Genomic DNA, 23,154 nt, shown 5'->3' with positions numbered 1-23,154 from the left:
GCCTGGAGGTGTGCCTCGCCGAGTCGATGATTTCCGCGGTCTGACCCAGCCGAACCGGCTGCGCCTGCTACGCACGGTGCAGCGCCGCCCCGGCCTACGCGTCGCCGAGCTCGCCGAGGCCTGCGAGATGCCGGTGAACACCGTGCGCGATCATCTGCGCGTGCTCGCCGACGAGGGCCTGGTTCGCGCTGAACGGCTGCAGGTCGGCACGCGCGGGCGACCGCCGATCGCCTACCACCCCGTCGACGCGCAGCTCCAGACATCCGCGGCACGCCGTCGTGTGGCCGGCGCGCAGCGTCGTGGGCAGCTGCTGCGCGCGGTGACCGGTGCGGCGCAGAGCGGGACGGATGCCGAGACCGCGCAGCTGGACGTGCTGTACGAGCACCTCGACGATGCCGGCCTCAAGCCGGTGCTCGATGAGGACGGCCTGCGCTTCGACCTGGCGCCGTGCGCCTATCACGCGCTCATCGCCGAGGATCAGGCCACCGTGTGCGGCATGCACGCGCGTCTGGTGCGCGACACCCTCGGTCAGGTCGACGGCCCGCTGGAGCTCGCGCAGCTGCAGCCGTTCGTCACCGCGCACTCCTGCGCGCTGACCCTGGGCCGCCGCGCGGATCCGGATGCCGCCGGCCCGGGCGGCGCCTGATCGCGCCAGGGGCTGATCGGGCCAGGGGCTGAGCGCGCCGAGTTCAGCGCACCGCCTCGGTGCGGGCGGCGAACACCGCCCGCACGGCCGGCAGCAGCGGGTGCGCGGCGTCCAGACCGGTCACCTCCGCTGCGAGTGCGTCCGGCGCCTCCGTGCGCAGCCGCCGCTGCAGCTGGACGGACTGCTCGTCCTCGGGATCCTCGAAGGCGAGCGCCGCGGCCACCGCCTCGAGCAGCGCCGCGGTGGACAGGCCGCTCTCGGCCGCCTCGGCCGCCGGGCCGATGAAGCGCTCATGCCGGGACAGCTTGCGCAGCGGCTGGCGCCCCACCCGCCACACGGTGTCGGGCAGGGCGGGGTTGGCGAAGCGGTGCAGGATCGTCCTGCGGTACTCGGCGAGCTCACGCGGGTCCAGCCCGTGCTTGGCGGCCAGCACCGCCGACGTCTCCTCGAGCGCGGCCGCGACCTGCCGTGCGATCGTCTCGTCCGCGAGCGCGTCGGAGATGCGCTCGATCCCGGCCTGCGCGCCCAGGTACGCGGTCGCCGCGTGCCCGGTGTTCACGGTGAACAGCTTGCGCTCGATGTAGGGCGCCAGATCGTCCACGAAATGCGCGCCGGGGATGTGCGGCGGGTTCTCACCGAACGGGCGGCGCTCGATCGCCCACTCGTAGAACGGCTCGACGGTGACGTCGATGCCGCCGCCGAGCGGCTGACCCGGCACGATGCGGTCCACGGCCGTGTTCGCGAACACCGCGCGGCCGGCGAGCGCCGGCCATTCGGCGCCGGCACGCGCTGTGACCTCCTCGCGCAGCAGGTCGGTCGCCCCGATCGCGTTCTCGCACGCCATGATCTGCAGCGGAGCGCTCGCCGCATCGCGCCGGCGCAGCCCCTCCAGCAGCGGAGGCGCCACGAAGCGCAGGATGGCCGGACCGACAGCGGTGGTCACCACGTCGGCATCCGCGATCTCGGCGATCAGACCTTCCGGGTCGGCGGCACTGTCGATCGCGCGGAATCCGGTGACGACGGTGTCCTGACCTCCCTCGCCCACCTCGTGCACGGTGTAGCTGTCGGCGGCGTTGATCGCGTCGACCAGCGGGCGCGCGACGTCGGAGAAGACCACCTCGTAGCCGCCCTCGTGCAGCAGCAGGCCCACGAAACCGCGCCCGATGTTGCCGGCGCCGAAGTGGACGGCCTTCATGCCTCGTTCACCGCCGCCAGCATCTCGTACAGCTCCGCAGGGGTTGTCGCGGCGTTCAGGCGGGCGACGTCGTCCTCATCGGAGAAGAGGATGGCGATCTGCGAGAGGATCTCCAGGTGCTCGCCGTCCTTCCCGGCGATGCCGATCACGAACGTGGCCTGCTCGCCGTCCCAGTCCACGCCGCCGTCGTAGCGGACGACACTGAGCGCGGAGCCGAGCACCGCGTCCTTCGCATCGTTGGTGCCGTGCGGGATGGCCAGGCCGTTGCCCATGTAGGTCGACACCGCCTGCTCGCGCTCGTGCATGGCGGGCAGGTAGTCGGCGGTCACCGCGCCCGCCGCGACCAGCACATCCGCCGCCTCCTTCAGAGCCTCGTCGCGGGTGGCGCCGCCGGGATGGATGCGCACGCGGTCCGGGGTGAGAACGCTCATTCTTCCTCCTTACTGGGGGCCGCCTCGGAGCGGACCATCTCGACGACCTCGTCGTACTTCGGCGAGTTCATGAAGTTGTCGACCGAGACGTGGACGGAATCGGGGGACTGTCCCTTGGCCCGGTCGGTGAGCTGCTGCTGGGTGATGACCAGGTCGGCGCTGCCGTCGAGGTTCGCGATGGCCTGGTTGGTGACCGTCACGCCCTCCACCCCGGCCTTCTTCAGCTTGTTGCGCAGCACGCTCGCGCCCATCGCGGAAGAGCCCATCCCCGCGTCGCAGGCGAACACGATGCTGCGGATCGGGGCGGTGACCGTCGTCGTCCGGCCGGCCTGGGCACGCGCGGCGAGCCCGCTCAGCGCGTCGGACGACTTGCCCTTGTTGGCCTCGGTCTGCGCGATGGCGGCGGCCAGGCGGTCGCCGCCTGCCGCCTCCGCGGCGAGATCCCGACGCCGGCTGGCGAGCAGGATGGGCATGCACACGACGAAGGTCACGGCGGCCGCGAGCAGCACCGACAGCAGCACGCCGAGGTGACTTCCCGGCGCGATCTGGAACAGCACCGCGAAGATGGAGCCGGGGGCGGCGGGAGCGACGAGACCGGACTGGAAGATCACGTTGGTCAGCACGCCGGTCGCACCGCCGGCGATCAGTCCCAGGATCAGCAGCGGCTTCGCCAGGACGTAGGGGAAGTAGACCTCGTGGATGCCGCCGAGGAACTGGATGATCGCGGCGCCGGGGGCCGTCGCGCGTGCGGCACCCACGCCGAAGACCGTGATGGCCATCAGCAGGCCGAGGCCGGGGCCGGGGTTCGCCTCGATGAGGAAGAGCAGGCTCTTGCCGGTCTGGGCCGACTGCTCGGTGCCCAGCGGCGTGAACACGCCGTGGTTGATGGCGTTGTTGAGGAAGAGCACCTTCGCCGGTTCGACGATGATGCTCGCCAGCGGCAGCAGGTGCGTCTCGACCAGCCAGCCCACTGCGCCGCCGAGCAGGTCGGTGATCCACTTCATCAGCGGCGCCAGCCAGAAGAAGGACGCGAGCGCGGCGAAGAACGCCACGAAGCCGGCGGAGAAGTTGTCGACCAGCATCTCGAAGCCGGGCTTGATGCGCCCCTGCCAGGGGCGCTCGACGTACTTCAGGATGAGGGCGGTGAGCGGGCCGGCGATCATGGCGCCGAGGAACATCACCGTTCCCTCTGCACCGACGATGACGCCGAATGCGGCGACCGCGCCGACGACACCGCCGCGGTGACCGTGCACCATCCGGCCGCCGGTGAAGGCGATCAGCAGCGGCAGCAGGTAGCTGATGATCGGGCCGACGAGACCGGTGTAGGTCGTGCCGTCGTATTCACCGCCGCCGAGGATGGGCGAGGCGGCCCACTGCCACGCCTCGACGGGACCGTCGCGGCCCACCCAGCCCTGATCGATGAAGAGCGCGGTGATGATGCCCCAGGCGATGAATGCTGCGATGTTCGGCATGATCATGCCGGAGAGGAAGGTGCCGAACCTCTGCACGCGCACGCGTGCGCCGCTCGAGGTCACGGCGGGTGACGTCGTCGTCATGATGTCGTCTCTTTCTGGTGAGGGTGTCGGGTTACTGCGAAGGAGAGGTGGCGGCGGTCTGCGCGGCGGCGCGTGCGCCGGCCGCATCGTCCGCCTGCAGGGCCGCCAGGGCGATGCGCCGGGCGTCATCCACGGTGTGCTGCGCGAGGCTGCGTCGCACATCCGCGAGCGCGGCGGGCGCCATCGACAGACTCGTCGCGCCCAGGCCGACGAGCACGACCGCCAGCAGCGGGTCGGCAGCGGCCTCGCCGCAGATGCCCACCGGCCGGCCCGTGCGCGCCCCGGCCTCGCCGACCTCGCGTACGAGCCGCAGCACCGCGGGATGCCACGGATCCTGGAACCCGGCGACCGAGCCGAGCAGCCGGTCGGCGGCCATCGTGTACTGGGTGAGGTCGTTGGTTCCGATCGAGGCGAAATCCGCGTGCGCGAGCACCCGGTCGGCGAGCAGGGCGCTCGCGGGCACCTCGACCATCACGCCGGCGGTCTGCAGACCGAACTCGCGGGCGAGCGCGGTGAAGTACGCGGTCTCCTCGACCGTCGTGACCATGGGCGCCATCACCCAGAGCTCCGCCGCGGTGGCGGCATCCGCCTCGGCGAGCGCGGTGAGCTGCTCGCGCAGGATGTCCTCGCTGGCACGCAGCGCGCGCAGGCCGCGCAGGCCCAGGGCGGGGTTCTCCTCGTGCGCGTCGTTGAGGAAGGCCAGCGGCTTGTCGGCGCCGGCATCCAGCATCCGCACGACCACCTTCCTGCCCTCGAACGACTGCAGCAGCTCGGTGTAGGCCGCGCGCTGCTGCGCGATGGTCGGCGCCTGCGCGGCGGAGAGGAAGAGGAACTCGGTGCGGAACAGCCCGACGCCCTCGGCGCCGCGAGCCAGCGCGTCCGCGGCGTCGGAGGGCTTGCCGAGGTTCGCCAACAGGGGGACCGGCGTGCCGTCCGCGAGCGCTCCCGGTGCGGGCGGAGCCGCGTCCTCGGCGGCACGGACGGCCAGGCGCTCCGCCACCGCGGCAAGGCGCTCGGGGGAGGGCTCGTCGTCGACGGCGCCCGCTGCGGCGTCGACCACGACCGTCTGTCCGTCCTGGAGCGACGCCGCCTGCGCGGCGCCCACGATCGCGACGATGCCCTTCTCGCGCGCGAGGATGGCCGTGTGGGAGGTCGGGCCGCCGTCGGTGGTCACCAGGGCGAGCACCTGGTCCAGGCGCAGCAGGGCGGTGTCGGCGGGGGCGAGGTCGCGCGCGACGAGCACGAACGGATGCCCGGGGTCGGGCACCCCCGGCGCCGGCACACCCTCCAGGTGGGCGCGCACCCGCTGCGCGATGTCGTCGAGGTCGGCGGCGCGCTCGCCGAGGTAGCCGCCGACCGCCTCGAGGGTCGCGCGGAAGCCGGCGAAGGCGTCGTGCACCGCCCATTCGGCGGTGCAACCCTCGTCGAGGCGGGTGTCGATCTCCTCCTCGAGGCTGGGATCCTCGGCGATCATCGCCTGCGCCTCGAGCACCTCCTGCGCCGCGCCGCCGGCGGCATGCGCGCGTTGCTGCAGCTCGGCGGCCACGGCCGCCACCGCCGCGCGCGTCCGCTGCCGCTCCGCGTCGACACCGGCGGTGCTGCGGGACTTCTCCGGCGCGGGCAGGGGCTCGGCCATGCGCACCACGGGACCCGCGGCCACGCCCTGGCCGATGCCGACACCGCGCAGCAGGGTCATGCCGCCTCGTCGTGGTCGGTGGTGAGCAGCTCGGTCAGCTCGTCGAGCACGGTCTCGGCGTTCTCGCCGTCGGCGGTGATCACCACGTGGTCGCCGAAGTCGATGCCCAGGGCGATCACGGCGAGGATGCTGGCGGCGTTGACGGCCTTGCCGGAGTCCTTCGCGATCGTGACCGGGATGCCGGCACCCTTCGCGGCCTGGGCGAACAGCTTGGCCGGGCGGGCGTGCAGGCCGTGCGAGGAGCCGACGCGGACGGTGCGCGAGCAGGCGGTCATGGGTGTTCCTTCCGGTCGTGCGGCGCGGCGATCGCGTCGCGGACGAAGCGCAGCGTGCGGCTGCCGTCGAGGTCGGCGGGAGCATCGGCGGGCAGCACGAGCACGGGCGTGCGTCCGTGCAGCGCGGTGCCGATGCCGTCGGCGCGCGGAGCCAGGTGCGCGCCGACCAGGACGAGGTCGAGGCCGCCGGCATCCAATGCAGCACGCTCCGTGCCGGCCTGGACGGACCAAGCCAGACCTGCGCCGTTCGCGGCTCGCTCGAGCCGCTGAGCGACGAACGTGCTCGACGCGCCGGCGCCGCACACCACGAGAATCCGCATCGATGTCCCTTTCCTGCCACCCAGTGTCGCGGGGACTGCTCCTGCCCCTCCAGCAGGCTTCCTTCCGCCCGGGCGGAACATCCGCTTCCGCGCCGAGCCGTCCGGCGGCTGGCATCATGGAGGCGCACGTGTCGTCGATGAGGAAGGCGGAGGGATGTCGCGTCAGCGCCAGAACCAGCTGCTCGCCATCCTGCTCCGACAGGACGCCTGGGCGACGGCTGCGAGCCTGGCCGATCAGCTGGGGGTCACCCCGCGCAGCATCCGCTCCTACGTCGCAGGGCTCAACGCGCGCGCGCTGGACGGCGACGCGATCGAGTCCGGTCCGGCGGGCTATCGTGCCGCCGCGCACGCGGTCGACCTGCTCAGCGAGATCGATCCCGGCACCCCGCGAGCCCGGCTGCACCGGCTGCTGCGCACGCTGATCGACGAGAGCGACGGCATCGACGTGTACGACACCGCGCTTGCGCTGCACATCAGCGAGACGACGCTCGAGAACGACCTCTCCCGGGTGCGGGCGCTGCTCGAGGGCGGCGGCGTGCGGCTGGAGCGCGATCGCGACCGGGTGCGGCTGCGCGGTGATGAGCCGGCCCTGCGGCGACTGCTGAGCCGGCTCGCTCAGGACGAGATGGATGCCGGTCCGCTGCGGGCGGACGTGCTGCAGCGCGCCCTGGCGCCGGCCGCGGTGCCGGCACGCGCGGTGGGGCCGTTCAAGGCCGAGCTGGTGCGCGAGCTCGGTGCGCTGGGCTACTACGTCAACGAGCTCGCGATCAGCGACGTGCTGCTGCACATCACGATCGCGGCGGACCGAGTGGCCATGGGCCGTGCGCTGGAGTCCGGCAGCGAGCCGGCCGACGAGCCGGTCGCGGTCGTGGGCGCCGCCATCGCGCGGCTCGCCGAGCACCACTTCGGCGTTTCCCTCGGCGCCGGCGACCGCGAGCACCTCGCCACGCTCGTGCTGACCAGGGTGGTCGCCCCGGGCGAGCAGGCCCGCTCGCGGGCCGAGGACGCCGTCGACGATGCCGTCGCGCAGGCGGTGCGCGCCGAGGTGCGCCAGGCCGCCCACGACTACCAGGTCGACCTGGTCGAGGACGCGTTCATCCTGCGCCTCAGCCTGCACGTGCAGAATCTGCTGCACCGCTCACAGGAGCAGGCGTGGACCCGCAACCCGCTCACGCGCTCGCTGAAGTCCTCGTATCCGATGATCTTCGAGGTCGCCGTGTCGATCGCCAGCGGACTGCACGAGCGCCTGGGCGTGCCCCTGCAGGAGGATGAGATCGCGTACATCGCGATGCACGTCGGCGGGCGGCTGGAGCGCAGCCGGGCCGCGGATGCCATCCTCACCGCCACCATCATCTGCCCCGGCTACCAGGAGCTGCAGGAGCTGCTGCGCTCGAGCGTGGACCGCTCGCTGGGCCGGCTGATCGAGGTGACCCGGGTGGAGACCAGCGTCGATCCGGACGGCGCGGACCTCGACACCGACCTCGTGCTCAGCACGGTGCCGGTCGCCGGCGCCGATGAGCGGATCATCCGCATCCAGCCGTTCCTCGCCGAGGCGGATGTGGAGCGGGTGCAGCAGGCGGCCGCCCGCATCCGCCGCTCACGTCGGCTCGCCCGCCTGCGCGAGGAGCTGCGGCGCTACTTCTCGCCGGAGGCGTTCGTCGTCCCGCTGCCCGACATCGGCGAGGAGCGGATCATCCGACGGCTGGGGGCGACGCTGACGGCATCCGGGCTCATCGACGAGGACTACGTCGAGAACACGATCCTGCGCGAGCGGATGTCGTCGACGGCGTTCACCGACGCGCTGGCCGTGCCGCACGCACTGCAGATGACCGCTGTGCGCACGGCCATCGCGATCGGGATCGCCGACGGCTCGATCGCCTGGGGGAGCGGGCGGGTGCAGGTCGTCGCGCTCGCCGCGTTCAGCGAGAGCGACCGCGACGCCTTCCAGACCGTGTTCGAGCAGCTCGTCGAGGTGTTCAGCGAGCGCGACAGCGTGCAGCGGATCGTGCGCCGCGGCAGCGACTTCGATGCGTTCCTGGACGAGCTGGTCGCCGTCATCGACGGCTGAGCGGCGCCAGCACCTCCGAGATCGCATCGAGCAGGCCGGCCGCGCCAGGGGCGTCCTCGACCTCGACCGTGACGCTCTCGCCGGCCTCGATCGCGAGGTCCATGACGGCCAGCACGCTGCTGAGCTCCACGGTGGCGCCGGCCGCGGTGCTCAGGCGCACGGGTGCGCCGTGCGCCTGAGCGAGCCGCACCAGCTCGGCGACGGGCCGAGCGTGCACGCCGTTGTGCACCTCGACCGTGAGCCGGCGGCGCAGCATGCTCAGCGCCGCTCGGCGAGCAGCTCACGCACAGCCGCCTCCAGCTCCGACACCGCGGCCACCGCGGCGTCGGAGGTGTCGGCGCGAGCGTCGATGTACACCTTCAGCTTCGGCTCGGTTCCGCTGGGCCGCACGATGACGCGCGAGCCGTCGGCGAGGCGGTAGCGCAGCACGTCACCGGCCGGCGCACCCTGTCCCGCCTGTGCGAGATCCTCGGCCGAGGCGACCGCGCGCGCGCCGAAGGACGCCGGCGGCTGGGAGCGCAGCGACGACATGGTGTCGGAGATGAGCGAGAGGTCCTCCACGCGCACGGACACCTGGCCGCTGGCGAAGTGGCCGATCTCCGCACCCAGCTCGTCGAGCAGCCCGGCGATGTCCGTGCCGCGCACGCGGGCCTCGGCGGCCAGGCCCAGCATCGCCACGGCCGCAGATATGCCGTCCTTGTCGTGCACCGTCTCCGGGTTGACCAGGTAGCCCAGCGCCTCCTCGAATCCGAACACCATGCCGGGGGCGCGGGAGATCCACTTGAAGCCGGTCAGCGTCTCGTGAAAGTCCAGACCGTGCTTCTCGGCCACCGCGCCCAGCCCGGGTGAGGACACCAGCGAGCACGCGAGCGACGCGCCCGGTGTGCCGTGCGCGGCGACCGCCGCCCGTCGGCCCAGCAGCAGGCCCACCTCGTTGCCGGTGAGGCGGCGCCAGCCGCCCTCGGCGCCGGCATCCGGGATCGCGACGGCCAGCCGGTCGGCGTCGGGATCGCTGGCGAGGATGAACTCCGCGTCTGCCTCCCGCGCACGGGCGTAGGCGAGGTCCATCGCGCCGGGCTCCTCGGGATTGGGGAACGACACGGTGCGGAAGCCCGGGTCGGGATCGCGCTGCGCGTCGACCGTGCGCGGCGCTGGATAGCCGGCCGCCTTCACCACGCGCGAGAACGTCTCCCAGCCCACGCCGTGCATGGCGGTGTACACCCAGCGCATCTCCTGCACGCCGAACGGCGCGGGTGCGAGCGCGGCTGTCGCGGCGATGTACGCCTGCACGACCTCTTCTGCGGCGATCTCGTAGTCGCTCGAGCGCGGCAGCAGGCCCACGTCGCCGGCATCCGCGACGCGCTCGATGTGCGCGGCGATCTCGGCATCCGCCGGCGCGACGATCTGCGAACCGCCGTCGGCGCCGCCGAGGTACACCTTGTAGCCGTTGTCGTCGGGAGGGTTGTGGCTGGCGGTCACCATGATCCCGGCGTCGGCGTCGAGATGGCGCACCGCGAAGGCCAGCACGGGTGTGGGCAGCAGCCGCGGCAGCAGCACCGCGCGCAGGCCCGCACCCGCGAGGATCTCGGCGGAGTCGAGCGCGAAGCGGCGCGAGTTGCGGCGTCCGTCGTAGCCGATCACGACCGTCGGACGGCGATCGGCGCGTTCCGGCGACCAGCTGCGCTGCAGCAGGTAGCCGGCGAAGCCGGCCGCTGCCTGCGCGACCAGCACGCGGTTCATCCGGTTGCTGCCCGCGCCGAGCCGGCCGCGCAGCCCGGCCGTGCCGAAGGCCAGACGCGTCCCGAACCGGTCGTCGAGGTCGGCGAGCGCCGCGGGGTCGCCGCCCGCCGCCCGGGTGATGATGCCGGCCAGCTCGTCGCGGGTCTCGGCATCCGGATCCTGTCGCAGCCAGGCGCGGGCCTGGGTCAGCCGCTCGTTCACAGCGCCTCGATCACGCGGGCCAGCAGGGCGGAGATGACCGGTCCGGCGGCACGGCCGGCTTCGATGACCTCGGCGTGGCTCAGCGGCGTCTGCTGGATGCCGGCGGCGAGGTTGGTGATGAGCGAGAGCCCGAGGATCTCCATCCCCGCCTCCCGTGCCGCGATGGCCTCGAGAGCCGTGGACATCCCGACGATGTCGCCGCCGATGCGCTTGGCCATCTGCACCTCGGCCGGTGTCTCGTAGTGCGGTCCGCGGAACTGGGTGTACACGCCCTCGTCGAGGGTGGGGTCGATCGAGCGGGCGATCTCACGCAGGCGGCGGGAGTAAAGGTCGGTGAGGTCGACGAACGTCGCCCCCTCGAGGGGGGAGTCGGCGGTGAGGTTGATGTGGTCGCTGATCAGCACCGGCTGGCCGGGCTGCCACGACTCGCGCACGCCGCCGGCGCCGTTGGTGAGCACCATGATGCCCGCCCCCGTGGCCGCGGCCGTGCGCACAGAGTGCACCACGCGACGCACGCCGTGGTTCTCGTAGTAATGGGTGCGGGCGCCGATGACCAGCACGCGCCGCCCAGCGGGGGTGCGGATGCTGCGCAGCGTGCCGACGTGCCCTTCCAGGGCGGGACGGGAGAACCCGGTGACCTCGGTGGCGGGGATCGTCGCAACGGTCTCACCGATGATCTCCGCCGCCTTGCCCCAGCCCGATCCGAGGGTCAGGGCGATGTCGTGCTGGTCGACCCCGCTCAGGCGCGCGATGTCGTCGGCGGCCTGCGCGGCGATCGCGAAGGGGTCGGCATGCGGGTCGTCGAGGGGGTTCAGGAAGGTGTCAGGCATGACTCCACTCTAGGAACGTGGCGGGGTCGCGGCCAGGATTGAGGGAGAATGGAGTTCATGTCTCAGACTCCCTTCGCGAACAGGCAGAGTGTGGCCGTCCTCGGTGGCGGCCCCGGCGGATACGAGGCAGCTCTTGCCGCGGCCCAGCTGGGAGCGGATGTGACCCTCGTGGAGCGGGTCGGGGTGGGCGGCTCGGCTGTGCTGACCGACGTGGTGCCATCGAAGAGCCTCATCGCCACCGCGGACGCCGCCGTCGCGATCGCCGGCGCCACAGATCTCGGCGTGCAGTTCTACGCGCGCGGTCAGAACGACCGGCCGCTCAAGCCCGAGGTGGCGATCAATCTCGCCGCGGTCAACAAGCGCCTGCTCGCGCTGGCCGGTCAGCAGTCCGAGGACATGCGCGCCACGCTGCTGGAGGCCGGGGTGCGCATCCTCTCCGGTCACGGCCGTCTCGAGGGCCCGAACGCACTCGTCGTGGCCACCGGGCCCGGTGGCACCGACTTCGATCGCGTGGAGGCCGACACGCTCGTCGTCGCGGTCGGCACGTCACCGCGTGAGCTGCCCTCGGCCCAGCCGGACGGCGAGCGGATCCTCACCTGGACGCAGCTGTACGGGATGAAGGCGCTGCCCGAGCATCTCATCGTCGTCGGCTCCGGTGTCACCGGGGCGGAGTTCGCCTCGGCCTACATGAACCTCGGGGCGAAGGTGACGCTGGTCTCCAGCCGCGACCAGGTGCTGCCGGGCGAGGACGAGGACGCCGCCAAGGTGCTCGAGAAGGTGTTCACCCGCGGCGGCATGCAGGTGCTGTCCAAGGCGCGTGCGGAGAGCGTGCAGCGCACCGAGGACGGCGTGCTGGTGACGCTCGCCGACGGACGCACCGTCGAAGGAAGCCACTGCCTGATGGCGGTCGGGTCGATCCCGAACACCGCCGACATCGGACTGCGCGAGGCGGGCGTCGAGCTGACCGAATCCGGTCATGTGCGGGTGAACCGCGTGGCGCGCACTTCAGTGCCGAACATCTACGCGGTCGGCGACTGCACGAACTTCTTCCCGTTGGCATCCGTCGCCTCCATGCAGGGGCGCACCGCGATCTTCCACGCGCTGGGCGACATCGTCATCCCACTCGAGCAGCGACGCATCACCGCGAACATCTTCACTGCGCCTGAGATCGCGACCGTCGGCTACTCAGAGCGCGACATCGCGAACGGCGAGGCGCAGGGCGTGGCGCACAAGCTGCCGCTCGCGGCGAACCCGCGGGCGAAGATGATGGGCATCAAGGACGGCTTCGTGAAGATCATCGCGCGTCGCGGGTCGGGCACCGTGATCGGCGGCGTGATCGTGGCGCCGCGCGCGTCCGAGCTGATCTACCCCCTGGCGATCGCGGTCGAGCGGCGCCTGACGGTCGATCAGGTCTCGCGGGTGTTCGCGGCGTATCCGTCGCTGACGACGAGCATCACCGACGCCAGTCGCGCGATGCACGCCGTGCACTCCCTCTCCTGACCCTCGCCCGTGGGGCGCTCCTCCCGCGTGAGGCACTCCCCGCTCGTGCGGCGCTCCCCAGATGAGAGGGGTCAGAAAACGTCGCATGGCAGGGGCGGCATGCCGCACTTCTTGACCCCTCTCGAGAGGCGCCCCCAGGAAAGAGGCGCTCCTCAGACGAGAGGGGTCGGAAAACGTCGCATGACGGGGCCCGGATGCCGCACTTCTTGACCCCTCTGGGAGGGTGGGTGACTTCTCTGGGGGTGGGGAGGGGCTGAGTGGCCGAGTACGCTGGCGGCGGAGAGGCGAGGTCAGCTGATCGTCAGCAGCTGATGCCCGGCCGAGACCGTGCTGCCGGGCGCTGCGTCGATGTTGCCGATCACGCCGTCCTTGTGCGCCTGCAGCGGCTGCTCCATCTTCATCGCCTCGAGCACGACAACCAGATCGCCCTTGACGACCTGCTGGCCCTCTTCCACCGCGACCTTGACGATCGTGGCCTGCATGGGCGACTTCACCGCGTCACCGGACGCACCGGAGTTGGCGGTCGTGGCGTGACTGCGCCGCGACGGCGGCACCGCGGCGGGCCGGCCGGCGGTGCCCGCGACGGGCGCAGTGACCCGGTCGGGCAGGCTCACCTCGAGGCGCTTTCCGCCCACCTCGACGACCACCGTATGCCGTCCCGGCGCCGGGGCGGGCTCGTCGAGCTCGCCATCCCAGGCCGGGATGTCGTTGACGAACTCCGTCTCGATCCAGCGCGTGTGCACCGCGAAGTCGCCGTCCGCCGCGACGAACGCGGGCTCGTTGACCACGCGGCGGTGGAACGGCAGCACGGTGGGCATGCCCGCGACCTCGAACTCCTCCAGCGCGCGCCGTGAGCGCTCCAGCGCCTCGGCGCGGTCGCGGCCGGTCACGATGATCTTCGCCAGCAGCGAGTCGAAGGCGCCCGAGACGGAGTCCCCGGCGGTCACGCCGGAGTCGAGCCGGATGCCGGGGCCGCCGAAGGTCTTGAAGACGTTGATCGGCCCGGGCTGGGGCAGGAAGCCGCGGCCCGGGTCCTCGCCGTTGATGCGGAACTCGATCGAGTGGCCCTGCGGCGCCGGGTCGTCGTAGTCCAGGGTGCCGCCGGCGGCGATGCGGAACTGCTCGCGCACCAGGTCGATGCCGGTGACCTCCTCGGAGACCGGGTGCTCCACCTGAAGGCGCGTGTTCACCTCGAGGAACGACACGGTGCCGTCGGCGCCGATGAGGAACTCGCAGGTTCCCGCGCCCACGTAGCCGACCTCGCGCAGGATCGCCTTCGAGGCCGAGTACAGCAGCTCGTTCTGCGCGTCGGTGAGGAACGGTGCGGGGGCCTCCTCGACGAGCTTCTGGTGGCGGCGTTGCAGTGAGCAGTCGCGCGTGGAGATGACGACGACGTTGCCCTCGGCGTCGGCCAGGCACTGCGTCTCGACGTGCCGAGGCTTGTCGAGGTACTTCTCTACGAAGCACTCGCCCCGGCCGAAGGCCGCGACGGCCTCGCGGGTGGCGGACTCGAACTGCTCGGCGACCTCGTCGAGCTCGCGGGCGACCTTCAGGCCGCGACCGCCACCGCCGTAGGCGGCCTTGATGGCGATGGGCAGCCCGTGCTCCTTCGCGAAGGCGATGACCTCGTCGGCGCCGTCCACCGGTCCGGGGGTACCGGGGGCGAGCGGAGCGCCGACCTTCTCGGCGACGTGACGGGCGGTCACCTTATCGCCGAGGGCCTCGATGGCCTCGGGGGAGGGGCCGATCCAGGTCATCCCGGCGTCGATCACCGCGCGGGCGAAGGCGGCGTTCTCGGCGAGGAATCCGTACCCGGGGTGCACGGCGTCTGCGCCCGCGCGGCGGGCGATCGAGAGGATCTTGTCGATCTGCAGATACGTCGTCGCGCTGGTCGAGCCGTCGAGCGCATAGGCCTCGTCGGCGAGTCGCGCGTGCAGGGCGTCACGGTCCTGGTCGGCGTACACGGCGACGGAGGAGATCCCGGAGTCCCGGGCGGCGCGGGCGATGCGTACGGCGATCTCGCCGCGGTTCGCGATGAGCACCTTGGCGATATCAGGCATGAGCTTCAGCCTAGCGAGGTCGTCGCCGATCGTTTTGACGACTCTCCACAAGAAATCGGCGGAACCGTTATGGTCGAGACCACAAGTCCGTCCACACGACGCCGAGCTCACCGGCGAGACGGCGCAGTGTCGACAGCGACATCCCCACCACCGTGGACGGATCGCCCTCCACGCGCGTGATGAAGGCGCCGCCGAGGCTGTCGACCGTGAACGCGCCGGCGACGTGCAGCGGCTCGCCGCTGGCGATGTACGCCTCGAGCTCGGCATCCGTCACGTCGTCGGCGAAGCTCACCGCCGCCTCGGCGACGGCCGTCGCCTCCACCGGCCCGGTGCCGGGCGCGACGCGGAACACCGAATGACCGGAGTGCAGGATGCCGGTCGCGCCGCGCATCCGCTGCCAGCGCTCGCGGGCGGCGTGCGGCGTGTACGGCTTGCCGTGCACCTCGCCGCCGATGGCGAACATGGAGTCGCCGCCGATCACGATCCCGTCGAAGCCCGGATGCTCGTCGGTGATGCGGCCCGCGACATCCGCGGCTTTCGCCCGCGCGAGCAGCAGCACCAGCTCCTCGGGGGCGAGCGCGGCGCCGCGCTCCTCGGCGGCGGCGGCCGAGACGGCGTCCTCGTCGACCGCGGGCGCGATGATGAGCGGCTCGATGCCCGCCTGCCGCAGCAGCATCAGTCGGGCGGGAGAGGTGGATGCCAGGCACACGCGCATACCTCCACGCTAACCGGTGTGGGATCCTGGAGGGATGACCTCCGTGCGCACCCTCGACCTCGACATCACCGGGATCGCCCACGGCGGCACCTTCATCGCCCGACACGAGGGGCGCGTCGTGTTCGTGCCCGACGCGATCCCCGGGGAGCGGGTGCGCGTCGCGCTGGACGAGCCCGCGAGCGCCGACGCCGACTCCAAGCGCTTCTGGCGGGCCGAGACGCTCGAGGTGCTGGACGCCTCCCCGCACCGCCGTGCGCATGTCTGGGCGGAGGCCGATGTCTCGAGGGTGCCGGAGAACCGCGTCGGCGGCGCGGACCTGGGTCACATCGAGCTGGGCCATCAGCGCGTGCTGAAGGCCCAGGTGCTGCAGGAGGCGCTCGACAAGTTCGCCGGTCCCGGCCTGCGCGCCGGGGAGGTCGCGGCGGTGGACGACGGCGACGGCACCGGATGGCGCACCCGCGTGTCGCTGCACGTCGACGCCGACGGCCGCGTCGGTCCCTACGCCGCCCGCAGCCACCGCATCATCGACGTCGCCGCGCTGCCGCTGGCGCGCCCTGCCGTGGCGGAGGCGGCGCTGGCCCTGCCGGCGCAGCGCCCCGGACGAGTGGATCTCGTCGAACCCGGCGATGGCCGAGTTCGCGTGCTGCCGCGGCCCGAGGGGGCGCGCGGCCGGCGCAGCCCGGCCGCCGGGCGTCAGCGCACCGAGAGCGTGTTCGAGACCGTGGCCGGGCGCCGCTTCCAGCTCGACGCGGGCGGCTTCTGGCAGGTGCATCCGCGCGCGGCGGAGACGCTGCACCGCGCCGTCGGCGATGCGCTGTCCGGGCACGTCGATCCGGATGCCGTGCACCTCGACCTCTACGGCGGCGTCGGCCTGTTCGCCGCGACGCTGGCAGGCCAGGGAGCACGTGACATCGTCACGGTCGAGTCGGATCGTCGCGCCACCGAGCACGCACGCCAGAACCTGGCGGATGCGGACGTGCGCGCTGTCACCGCCCGCGTGGACCGCTTCCTCGCCGGAACAGGCGAGGATGCGGGAGCGGACCAGAAGTCCCGCACCGGTGCGGTGGTGCTGGATCCGCCGCGCTCCGGCGCGGGGCGAGCGGTGGTGGAGGCCATCGACGCACTGCATCCGGACGCCGTGGTCTACGTCGCGTGCGATCCGGTCGCCCTCGCGCGCGATCTCGGCACCTTCCGCTCCCGCGGCTGGGACGTCGCCTCGCTGCGCGCGTTCGACCTGTTCCCGCACTCGCACCACGTCGAGGCGGTCGCGCTGCTCACGCGCTGAACGCTGCGATGACCGCATGCCGCGTCCGGCCGCGCTTGCGCGGCGGAACTCGCTAGGCTGGCGGGATGAGTACCGTCGCCCTCATCGACGACCACGAATCCGTGCGTCTCGGCCTGGAAGCCGCCTGCCTGCGCGGGGGTGAGCAGCAGGTCGTCTTCTCGGGTGCCACCGTCAAGGAGTACCTGACCTGGCGCGCCGCGTCCGGCGAACCGCCTGTGGACGTGGTCGTGCTCGATCTCACGCTCGGCGACGGCACCACCGTCACCGAGAACGTGCAGACGCTGGTCGCCGACGGTGCGAGCGTCGTCATCCACAGCGTGGCCGATCGTCCGGCATCCGTCCGTGAGGCGCTCGTGGCCGGTGCTGCCGGCGTGGTGAGCAAGTCCTCGACTCTCGACGACGTGCTCGACGCCATCCACACGGTGGCGCGCGGCGAGGCGCTGAACAACGTGGAGTGGGCGAGCGCCGTCGAAGGCGACCGCGAGTTCGCCGACGCGCAGCTGTCCACGCGCGAGCGCGAGGTGCTGCGCCTGTACGCCGCCGGGCTGCCGCTGAAGGCCGTGGCGGAGCGGTTGGGTGTGGCGTACTCGACGGCCAAGGAGAACATCACGCGCATCCGTGTGAAGTACGTCGAGGTGGGGCGTCCCGCACCGACCAAGGTCGACCTGCTGCGTCGGGCGATGGAGGACGGGATCGTCGCGCCCGACGGGGTCCCGAGTGGCGGCTGACACCAGCAGCATCCGCGACGCGTGGAGCAGCATCCCCTCACAGGGCGAGGTGGGGATGGGGCTGGAGCGCTTCACCGGCCAGCGGATGGAGCGCATCCTGTCGACGGTTGCCGCCATCGGATCGGCCGCACTGGGCGTGCAGGCGCTGCTGGCGGCGATGAGCGGACTCGCCCGCGCCGATGGCGCGCGCCTGGGGATGATGGTGCTCGTCTTCGGCCCACTGCTGTGGATGATCGTCGCCTGCCTGATCGGCAAGGGCATCAAGCAGGGCGCCGGCACCTTTGTGGTCGCCTACGCGATCGCGCTGGTGCTGTGGCCGATCGTGGTCGACCGCACGGTGCGCGAGGCCGCGGACCAGCCGTGGATCTTCTTCCTGGTGAACATCGCCGTCGTGGCAGCGATGCTCGCCTTCCGTCCGTTCACCCAGTTCCTGTGGGCCCTCGCTCTGCCGGTCATCTACGGTTACGTCCGGCTGGTGCAGGGTGGGTTCGAGCAGAGCTACTGGATCACCACGGCCTTCGACGTGTCGTTCACGATCATCCTGGGCATGGTGATCATCGCGTTGGCATGGATGTTCCGCCAGGTGGCGGCCGGCGTGGACGAGGCACGCGCGCGAGCGGTGGAGGGCTACGCCTCCGCCGCGGCCGCGTCGGCTGCGGAGGAGGAGCGCGTGGCCATGTCCGCGCTCATGCATGACAGCGTGCTGGCCGCGCTGATCGCCGCGGAGCGGGCCGACAGCGAGCGGGCGCGGATGCTGGCGGTCGCGATGGCACGCGAAGCGCTCACCCGTCTGGCCAACACCGAGGCGTCGATCGCTCAGGAGGGCAGTGACGAGCCGGTGGCCCGCTCGCAGATCATCTCGGAGCTGCGACGCACGCTCTCCGAGCACGGCGTCGATGCCATCGTCGAAGAGCGGGGGGTGGCCAACGCCGAACTGCCCGGCAAGGTGGCGCGCGCGATCGTGCTCGCCGCGCGGCAGGCGATCGGCAATGCCCTCGCGCACGCCGGCGGGCGCGGACTGCACGTGATCGCCGAATCGACCGACGCGCACCGACTCACCGTGACGGTGCGCGATGCCGGAACCGGGTTCGATCCGGATGCCATCGGCGAGGACCGCCTCGGCATCCGCGCCTCGATCGTCGCTCGAATGGCGGCCGTGGCAGGTACCTCCGAAATCTACTCGGATGCCGCTGGCACCACGGTCGTGCTCGGATGGGAGCCGGCATGAGGCGGTCGGTGCGCAGCATCATGACCGCGCTGGCGCTCGGCTTCGCGGTGTACTTCGCCGCGCGCGGCATCGCCTGGACGGTGCAGCCGGACGGACCGCTGCTCATCGTCGGGGCGATCGCGCTGTACCTCGCTGCGACGTTGACGGCCGTGCTGGGAGCCGGGGCGGAGGTGCGGATGCGGGTGGCGCCGGCGGTGCTGGCGCTGGCCACGAGCCTGATCGTGCCCACGCTGGTGAGCGTCGCGCTGGAGCCGTCGCTGCGCGGCGCGCCCTTCGCCACCTGGTACATCGGCGCGATCGGCCTGCTGGCGGTGGTGTGCATCGTGCGCCGGCGACAGGTGTTCGGCTGGGCGATGCTGGTCGCGCTCATCGTCGTCACCTCGGTCTTCATGGGTCCGGGCGCGGCGTTCACGCTGGGCCTGGTCGGTTCGATGACCTGGGTGGTCGTGGCGCAGCTGCTCGTGCTGTTCTGGGATCGCGCGGTGCGCGACACCGAGCGGCTCGCCGATGTGCAGCGCGCGGTGTCGGCCTGGCACGCCACCCAGCTCGTGCGTCAGCGGGAGCGGCGCGTGCGGGCGCAGCGAGCGCTCGCGGTGGCGGGTCCGGTGCTCAGCCGCACCGTCGCGGCACGCGGCGCACTCACCGAGCAGGAGCGCCTCGAGGCCCGGCTCGCCGAAGGCACGCTGCGCGACGAGCTGCGGGGCGCGAGCCTGATGAGTGACGCGGTCCGCGAGGCGATCGCGCAGGCGCGGCGGGCCGGATCGTCGGTGACGGTGTTCGATGAGGGCGGCCTGGACGGCATCGACGAGGAGCGAGTGAAGGAGATCCGCGATGAGCTCGCCGAGGTGCTCGCCGAGGCGCACTCGCACCGCCTGATCATCCGCGCCGCGCGTGACGACACGAATGCGGTCACAGTGGTGGGGCGCGCGGCGGGCGGGGCGAACGACGACGACGCGGTGGAGCTGTGGCATGAGATCCCGCGTAGACCGCGTGCTGATACATGATGCGCGTGGCGCAATGAGAAAGGCGAGGGGCGGCGTAGTCGCCGGCCCCTCGCCTGGCGCGGAACAGCTACCCGAAAACTGTCCGCAGGGGGCGGTATTGCGTCTGCCTACCCTGGGACAGAGCAGCCGCCTAACGCGAAGCGTCGATCTCAGTCTCCCGGGCCGCGCGCACTCTGTCTGTAGGTATTTCGGGGGACAAGCAATCGCATCCCTCGAGCATCACGCGCGCCGCGCTTCTTCGCGGATCAACCCGCGTAACGCCCCCACGGGATGTCACGACGCAGGGGCTGGCGGATGCCACGCTGCGTGCGCTGCCACGCCGAGACCGGCGCCACCTCGGCCACGGCCTCCTCGGCCTCGTGCGAATAGGCGTCGGTGAGGACCGCGATCAGCGCCGCGAGCTCCTCCTCGGTGGGCCCGCCACGCAGGATCTGCATCTCGGGAGCGCGGTCGGTGCGGGGAGCGCGGTCGGTGCGGTCGGCGCAGTCGGAATCGGTCACAGCGGGATGTTCCCATGCTTCTTGGGGGGCAGCTCGGCGCGCTTGCCGCGCAGCGCCCGCAGCGACTTCGCGATCGCGACGCGGGTGTTCGCTGGCTCGATGATGCCGTCGATCTCGCCGCGTTCAGCGGCGAGGAACGGGCTGGTGACACTGTAGGTGTACTCGTTCGCGAGACGGGTGCGCACCGCGGCGACGTCCTCGCCGGCCTCCTCGGCCTTCTTGATCTCACCACGGTAGAGGATGTTCACCGCGCCCTGTCCGCCCATCACCGCGATCTCCGCCGTCGGCCAGGCGAGGTTCACATCGGCACCGAGCTGCTTGGAGCCCATCACGATGTAGGCGCCGCCGTAGGCCTTGCGCAGGATCACGGTCACCAGCGGGACGGTCGCCTCGGCGTAGGCGTAGATGAGCTTCGCGCCCCGGCGGATGACGCCCGTCCACTCCTGGTCGGTGCCGGGCAGGTAGCCGGGCACGTCGACGAGGGTGACGATCGGGATCGAGAACGAGTCGCAGAAGCGCACGAAGCGGCTGGCCTTCTCGCCGGCTTCGATGTTCAGTGTGCCCGCCATCTGGGACGGCTGGTTCGCGATGATGCCGACAGAGCGACCCTCGACGCGCCCGAAGCCGATGACGATGTTCGGTGCGAACAGAGGCTGCACCTCGAGGAAGTCGCCCTCATCGACGATGTGCTCGATGACGGTGTGGATGTCGTAGGGCTGGTTGGGGGAGTCCGGGATGATGCGGTTCAGCGTCTGGTCGGCATCCGTCGTCTCCCACTCGAACGGCGTGTCGTACGCGGGGATCTCCGCCATGTTGTTGTCGGGAAGGAAACTGAGCAGGGTGCGCGCGTAGTCGAGGGCGTCGTCCTCGTCTTCGGCGAGGTAGTGCGCGACACCGGATCGGGTGTTGTGCGTGTAGGCACCTCCGAGCTCCTCCATGCCGACGTCTTCGCCGGTGACGGTCTTGATCACATCAGGACCGGTGACGAACATCTGGCTGGTCTTGTCGACCATGATCACGAAGTCGGTCAGTGCAGGACCGTATACCGCGCCGCCGGCGGCGGGTCCCATGATGATGGAGATCTGCGGGATGACGCCCGAGGAGCGGGTGTTGTGGCGGAAGATCTCGCCGTACTTGCTGAGGGCGAGCACGCCCTCCTGGATGCGGGCGCCGCCGGAGTCGAGGATGCCGATGATGGGCATGCCGCCCTGCAGGGCGAACTGCATGACCTTGATGATCTTGTCGCCGGCGACCTCGCCGAGCGAACCGCCGAACGTGGTGAAGTCCTGCGAGTACACCGCGACCGTGCGTCCGTGGATGGTCGCGACGCCCGTCACGACCGAGTCGCCGTACGGGCGGTTGCGGTCCATGCCGAAGGAGGTGGTGCGGTGGCGCACGTACTCGTCGAACTCCACGAAGCTGCCGGTGTCGACGAGCAGCTCGATGCGCTCGCGGGCGGTCATCTTGCCCTTCGCGTGCTGCTTCTGCTGGGCGATCTTCTCGGGCTCGACGACCGCGTCGGCGAAGCGGGCGCGGAGGTCCGCGATCTTGGCGGCCGTGGTCGAGAGGTCAGGCGTGTCCGTCACGGATTCCACCCTAGCGCCGGGGTGCGCGCGGCTGTTGGACGCTCAGCACAACGCAACGCGGATTCCTTTAGCCGTTCCCTGCGTATGCTCTTCTGCATGCCCATTCCCGTGATCATGGACGTTGACACCGGCATTGACGATGCGCTCGCCCTGCTCTTCGCCGTCGCCCATCCGCAGATCGATGTGATCGGTGTCACCTGCGTGGCCGGCAACGCAGGTCTGGAGCAGGTCGTCGACAACACGCTGCGGGTCCTGGATCTCGCGGGAGCAGCGGATGTTCCGGTCGCCGGCGGCGCCTCGCGTCCGCTGATCGCGCCGGCGCGGGCGGCCTCGCACGTGCACGGCGCAGACGGGCTGGGCGGCATCGTCCTGCCCGAGAGCGGCCGGAATGCGGCCGACGAGTCGGCCGTGGCCCTGATGCGCCGGTTGATCATGCAGCATCCGACGCCGGTGACCCTGATCGCGCTGGCGCCGCAGACCAACCTCGCGCTGCTGCTGCGCACGCATCCGGAGGTGGTCGAGCGCATCGAGCGCATCGTGTTCATGGGCGGTTCGGCGAGCGTCGGCAACGCGACCGCCGTGGCGGAGTTCAACGTGTGGCACGACCCGGAAGCCGCGGCGATCGTGCGCGATGCCGGAGCGCCGACGGTGATGTACGGGCTGGATGTGTTCAATCGCGTGACGGTGCAGCAGGCCCGCGCAGACGAGCTGGCCGCGGGTTCGCACCGCGTCGGCCGGATCGTCGGACAGCTGCTGGGGCATCGGGTGGCGCTGAGCGAGGACGAATCGCTGACGTACACCGGTCTGATCGGCGACGCCGGCGCGGTGTGCGCGATCGTCGCACCCGAACTGGTGCGCTTCGAGAACCTGCCCGTGCGTGTCGAGCTCAGCGGATACGGACGGGGACAGACCATCGTCGATCGCCGCCCGTTCGCCGGTGAGGACCGGCTGCACGGCCTGGACGACGAGTGGTCGCGGTCGGACGTGGCACTCGACATCCATGCGGATGCCGTCGCCGACCTCTTCGTGCAGACGGTGCTGAGCCTGCCGGGGGAGTGAGCCTGCGGTCCTCTTGCCGCTGAGTCACTAGCCGCCGTCGGTCTCCCAGGGTGGTGTTTCGCCGTGGGTGGTCCAGCGGTCGGGGTGCGGTGGGCTGGGGGTGAACATGACGCGTCGTGGTGGTCGGTCGTGGTGGGTGCGTCCGGTGGGGCTGGTCCATTCGAGGGTCCAGTCGGGGAGTTGTCGGGCGTGCCAGCGGTGTCGGGTGGGGATGTCGGGGTGTTTGAGGGCGTGGTGGGTGGGGCAGAGGTGGGCGAGGTTGTCGGTGCTGGTGGGTCCGCCGAGGGCCCAGTCGTGGGTGTGGTCGGTGTCGCAGTGGTGCAGGGGTGTGCGGCAGCCGGGGAAGCGGCAGTGCTGGTCGCGGGCGCGCAGGAAGCGGCGCATGGGTTCGGTGGGGGTGTAGGTGTCGGTGTGGGTGACCAGGCCGGTGGGGTCGAGGAAGAGGCGGGTCCAGCCGGTGGTGTGTCCGGCGAGGGTGCGGGCGGTGTCGGGGTGCATGGTGGCGTGTGCGTCGAGTTGGGCGGGGTTATC

At 71.5% G+C, this 23,154-nt stretch carries 22 protein-coding genes; 8 read left to right on the top strand and 14 right to left on the bottom strand.

Annotated elements, in window-relative coordinates; genetic code table 11:
* Positions 1-10: 10 nt before the first annotated feature.
* Positions 11-646 carry a helix-turn-helix domain-containing protein gene (locus WFG93_RS12940; RefSeq protein WP_336646752.1) on the top strand — a complete coding sequence of 212 codons (636 nt, stop codon included), beginning with the start codon at positions 11-13 and terminating at the stop codon, positions 644-646.
* Between the two features lie 43 nt (positions 647-689).
* Here the strand turns inward: WFG93_RS12940 and WFG93_RS12935 are convergent, their stop codons facing one another.
* From WFG93_RS12935 to WFG93_RS12910, 6 genes are read right to left on the bottom strand one after another with little or no spacing between them, the layout of a single operon-like run.
* Positions 690-1,841, bottom strand: a complete 1,152-nt coding sequence (locus WFG93_RS12935) for a mannitol-1-phosphate 5-dehydrogenase (protein ID WP_336646751.1) — start codon at positions 1,839-1,841, stop codon at positions 690-692.
* Positions 1,838-2,272, bottom strand: coding sequence for a PTS sugar transporter subunit IIA (locus tag WFG93_RS12930; RefSeq protein WP_336646750.1), 435 nt, complete (start codon positions 2,270-2,272; stop codon positions 1,838-1,840). The genes WFG93_RS12935 and WFG93_RS12930 overlap by 4 nt, the downstream gene beginning before the upstream one ends.
* Entirely contained in the window at positions 2,269-3,828 is a 1,560-nt protein-coding gene (locus WFG93_RS12925) for a PTS mannitol transporter subunit IICB (protein ID WP_336646749.1), read from the bottom strand. Before WFG93_RS12925 ends, WFG93_RS12930 begins: the two co-directional genes overlap by 4 nt.
* A gap of 31 nt (positions 3,829-3,859) precedes the next feature.
* Positions 3,860-5,524 (bottom strand): phosphoenolpyruvate--protein phosphotransferase, encoded by a 1,665-nt coding sequence (gene ptsP, locus WFG93_RS12920; RefSeq protein WP_336646748.1) that lies wholly within the window; start codon positions 5,522-5,524, stop codon positions 3,860-3,862.
* Positions 5,521-5,799, bottom strand: coding sequence for an HPr family phosphocarrier protein (locus WFG93_RS12915; RefSeq protein WP_336646747.1), 279 nt, complete (start codon positions 5,797-5,799; stop codon positions 5,521-5,523). The genes ptsP and WFG93_RS12915 overlap by 4 nt, the downstream gene beginning before the upstream one ends.
* Positions 5,796-6,119 carry a PTS sugar transporter subunit IIB gene (locus WFG93_RS12910; RefSeq protein WP_336646746.1) on the bottom strand — a complete coding sequence of 108 codons (324 nt, stop codon included), beginning with the start codon at positions 6,117-6,119 and terminating at the stop codon, positions 5,796-5,798. Before WFG93_RS12910 ends, WFG93_RS12915 begins: the two co-directional genes overlap by 4 nt.
* 154 nt (positions 6,120-6,273) lie before the next feature.
* Here WFG93_RS12910 and WFG93_RS12905 point away from each other — a divergent pair, with 154 nt between their 5' ends.
* Positions 6,274-8,187 (top strand): BglG family transcription antiterminator, encoded by a 1,914-nt coding sequence (locus tag WFG93_RS12905; RefSeq protein ID WP_336646745.1) that lies wholly within the window; start codon positions 6,274-6,276, stop codon positions 8,185-8,187.
* Here WFG93_RS12905 and WFG93_RS12900 read toward each other — a convergent pair.
* The 3 genes from WFG93_RS12900 to WFG93_RS12890 are packed head-to-tail and all read right to left on the bottom strand — an operon-like array spanning position 8,174 to position 10,958.
* Positions 8,174-8,443 carry an HPr family phosphocarrier protein gene (locus WFG93_RS12900; RefSeq protein WP_336646744.1) on the bottom strand — a complete coding sequence of 90 codons (270 nt, stop codon included), beginning with the start codon at positions 8,441-8,443 and terminating at the stop codon, positions 8,174-8,176. The two genes, WFG93_RS12905 and WFG93_RS12900, sit on opposite strands and share 14 nt — an antisense overlap.
* Before the next feature lie 2 nt (positions 8,444-8,445).
* Positions 8,446-10,128 carry a phospho-sugar mutase gene (locus WFG93_RS12895; protein WP_336646743.1) on the bottom strand — a complete coding sequence of 561 codons (1,683 nt, stop codon included), beginning with the start codon at positions 10,126-10,128 and terminating at the stop codon, positions 8,446-8,448.
* Positions 10,125-10,958 carry a purine-nucleoside phosphorylase gene (locus WFG93_RS12890; RefSeq protein ID WP_336646742.1) on the bottom strand — a complete coding sequence of 278 codons (834 nt, stop codon included), beginning with the start codon at positions 10,956-10,958 and terminating at the stop codon, positions 10,125-10,127. Before WFG93_RS12890 ends, WFG93_RS12895 begins: the two co-directional genes overlap by 4 nt.
* Before the next feature lie 48 nt (positions 10,959-11,006).
* Here WFG93_RS12890 and WFG93_RS12885 point away from each other — a divergent pair, with 48 nt between their 5' ends.
* Complete coding sequence (locus WFG93_RS12885) at positions 11,007-12,458, top strand: NAD(P)H-quinone dehydrogenase (RefSeq protein WP_336646741.1); 1,452 nt, start codon at positions 11,007-11,009, stop codon at positions 12,456-12,458.
* A 290-nt stretch (positions 12,459-12,748) separates the two neighbouring features.
* On the opposite strand, the gene WFG93_RS12880 is transcribed toward WFG93_RS12885, so the two are convergent.
* Both WFG93_RS12880 and WFG93_RS12875 read right to left on the bottom strand, forming a co-directional pair.
* Entirely contained in the window at positions 12,749-14,518 is a 1,770-nt protein-coding gene (locus WFG93_RS12880) for an acetyl/propionyl/methylcrotonyl-CoA carboxylase subunit alpha (RefSeq protein WP_336646740.1), read from the bottom strand.
* 67 nt (positions 14,519-14,585) lie between these two features.
* Positions 14,586-15,233, bottom strand: coding sequence for a Maf family protein (locus tag WFG93_RS12875; protein WP_336646739.1), 648 nt, complete (start codon positions 15,231-15,233; stop codon positions 14,586-14,588).
* A gap of 34 nt (positions 15,234-15,267) precedes the next feature.
* Between WFG93_RS12875 and WFG93_RS12870 the strand changes: the two genes are divergently transcribed.
* From WFG93_RS12870 to WFG93_RS12855, 4 genes are all read left to right on the top strand, one after another.
* Positions 15,268-16,518: a class I SAM-dependent RNA methyltransferase gene (locus tag WFG93_RS12870; protein ID WP_336646738.1), complete on the top strand. Its 1,251-nt coding sequence runs from the start codon at positions 15,268-15,270 to the stop codon at positions 16,516-16,518.
* A 65-nt stretch (positions 16,519-16,583) separates the two neighbouring features.
* On the top strand, positions 16,584-17,246 hold the full coding sequence (locus WFG93_RS12865) for a response regulator transcription factor (RefSeq protein WP_336646737.1): 663 nt from the start codon (positions 16,584-16,586) through the stop codon (positions 17,244-17,246).
* Positions 17,236-18,474, top strand: a complete 1,239-nt coding sequence (locus WFG93_RS12860) for a sensor histidine kinase (RefSeq protein WP_336646736.1) — start codon at positions 17,236-17,238, stop codon at positions 18,472-18,474. Before WFG93_RS12865 ends, WFG93_RS12860 begins: the two co-directional genes overlap by 11 nt.
* On the top strand, positions 18,471-19,478 hold the full coding sequence (locus tag WFG93_RS12855) for a hypothetical protein (protein ID WP_336646735.1): 1,008 nt from the start codon (positions 18,471-18,473) through the stop codon (positions 19,476-19,478). The genes WFG93_RS12860 and WFG93_RS12855 overlap by 4 nt, the downstream gene beginning before the upstream one ends.
* Positions 19,479-19,723: 245 nt before the next feature.
* Here the strand turns inward: WFG93_RS12855 and WFG93_RS12850 are convergent, their stop codons facing one another.
* Together WFG93_RS12850 and WFG93_RS12845 are read right to left on the bottom strand one after the other, a co-directional pair.
* Entirely contained in the window at positions 19,724-19,978 is a 255-nt protein-coding gene (locus WFG93_RS12850; protein ID WP_336646734.1) for an acyl-CoA carboxylase subunit epsilon, read from the bottom strand.
* Positions 19,975-21,573: an acyl-CoA carboxylase subunit beta gene (locus tag WFG93_RS12845; RefSeq protein WP_336646733.1), complete on the bottom strand. Its 1,599-nt coding sequence runs from the start codon at positions 21,571-21,573 to the stop codon at positions 19,975-19,977. Before WFG93_RS12845 ends, WFG93_RS12850 begins: the two co-directional genes overlap by 4 nt.
* An 87-nt stretch (positions 21,574-21,660) precedes the next feature.
* On the opposite strand from WFG93_RS12845, the gene WFG93_RS12840 reads away from it, so the two are divergent.
* Positions 21,661-22,623 carry a nucleoside hydrolase gene (locus tag WFG93_RS12840; protein WP_336646732.1) on the top strand — a complete coding sequence of 321 codons (963 nt, stop codon included), beginning with the start codon at positions 21,661-21,663 and terminating at the stop codon, positions 22,621-22,623.
* 27 nt (positions 22,624-22,650) lie between these two features.
* Here the strand turns inward: WFG93_RS12840 and WFG93_RS12835 are convergent.
* Positions 22,651-23,154 (bottom strand): HNH endonuclease signature motif containing protein (locus WFG93_RS12835; RefSeq protein ID WP_336646731.1); only part of this gene is annotated, 504 nt, incomplete at its 5' end.

This window comes from Microbacterium sp. USHLN186 (assembly GCF_037145155.1).
In the GTDB taxonomy this organism is placed as follows: Bacteria; Actinomycetota; Actinomycetes; order Actinomycetales; family Microbacteriaceae; genus Microbacterium.
The sequence above is the reverse complement of the archived record's forward strand: the minus strand, read 5'-3'. Positions and strand labels throughout refer to the sequence as shown.

Bases quoted from the DNA above. Each gene is read 5' to 3' on its own strand.
- WFG93_RS12865 (WP_336646737.1), top strand. From the start codon at position 16,584: ATGAGTACCGTCGCCCTCATCGACGACCACGAATCCGTGCGTCTCGGC.
- WFG93_RS12870 (WP_336646738.1), top strand. From the start codon at position 15,268: ATGACCTCCGTGCGCACCCTCGACCTCGACATCACCGGGATCGCCCAC.
- WFG93_RS12875 (WP_336646739.1), bottom strand. From the start codon at position 15,233: ATGCGCGTGTGCCTGGCATCCACCTCTCCCGCCCGACTGATGCTGCTG.
- WFG93_RS12900 (WP_336646744.1), bottom strand. From the start codon at position 8,443: ATGCTGCGCCGCCGGCTCACGGTCGAGGTGCACAACGGCGTGCACGCT.
- WFG93_RS12935 (WP_336646751.1), bottom strand. From the start codon at position 1,841: ATGAAGGCCGTCCACTTCGGCGCCGGCAACATCGGGCGCGGTTTCGTG.
- WFG93_RS12925 (WP_336646749.1), bottom strand. From the start codon at position 3,828: ATGACGACGACGTCACCCGCCGTGACCTCGAGCGGCGCACGCGTGCGC.
- WFG93_RS12880 (WP_336646740.1), bottom strand. From the start codon at position 14,518: ATGCCTGATATCGCCAAGGTGCTCATCGCGAACCGCGGCGAGATCGCC.
- WFG93_RS12905 (WP_336646745.1), top strand. From the start codon at position 6,274: ATGTCGCGTCAGCGCCAGAACCAGCTGCTCGCCATCCTGCTCCGACAG.
- WFG93_RS12930 (WP_336646750.1), bottom strand. From the start codon at position 2,272: ATGAGCGTTCTCACCCCGGACCGCGTGCGCATCCATCCCGGCGGCGCC.
- WFG93_RS12890 (WP_336646742.1), bottom strand. From the start codon at position 10,958: ATGCCTGACACCTTCCTGAACCCCCTCGACGACCCGCATGCCGACCCC.
- WFG93_RS12915 (WP_336646747.1), bottom strand. From the start codon at position 5,799: ATGACCGCCTGCTCGCGCACCGTCCGCGTCGGCTCCTCGCACGGCCTG.
- ptsP (WP_336646748.1), bottom strand. From the start codon at position 5,524: ATGACCCTGCTGCGCGGTGTCGGCATCGGCCAGGGCGTGGCCGCGGGT.
- WFG93_RS12855 (WP_336646735.1), top strand. From the start codon at position 18,471: ATGAGGCGGTCGGTGCGCAGCATCATGACCGCGCTGGCGCTCGGCTTC.
- WFG93_RS12910 (WP_336646746.1), bottom strand. From the start codon at position 6,119: ATGCGGATTCTCGTGGTGTGCGGCGCCGGCGCGTCGAGCACGTTCGTC.
- WFG93_RS12885 (WP_336646741.1), top strand. From the start codon at position 11,007: ATGGAGTTCATGTCTCAGACTCCCTTCGCGAACAGGCAGAGTGTGGCC.
- WFG93_RS12840 (WP_336646732.1), top strand. From the start codon at position 21,661: ATGCCCATTCCCGTGATCATGGACGTTGACACCGGCATTGACGATGCG.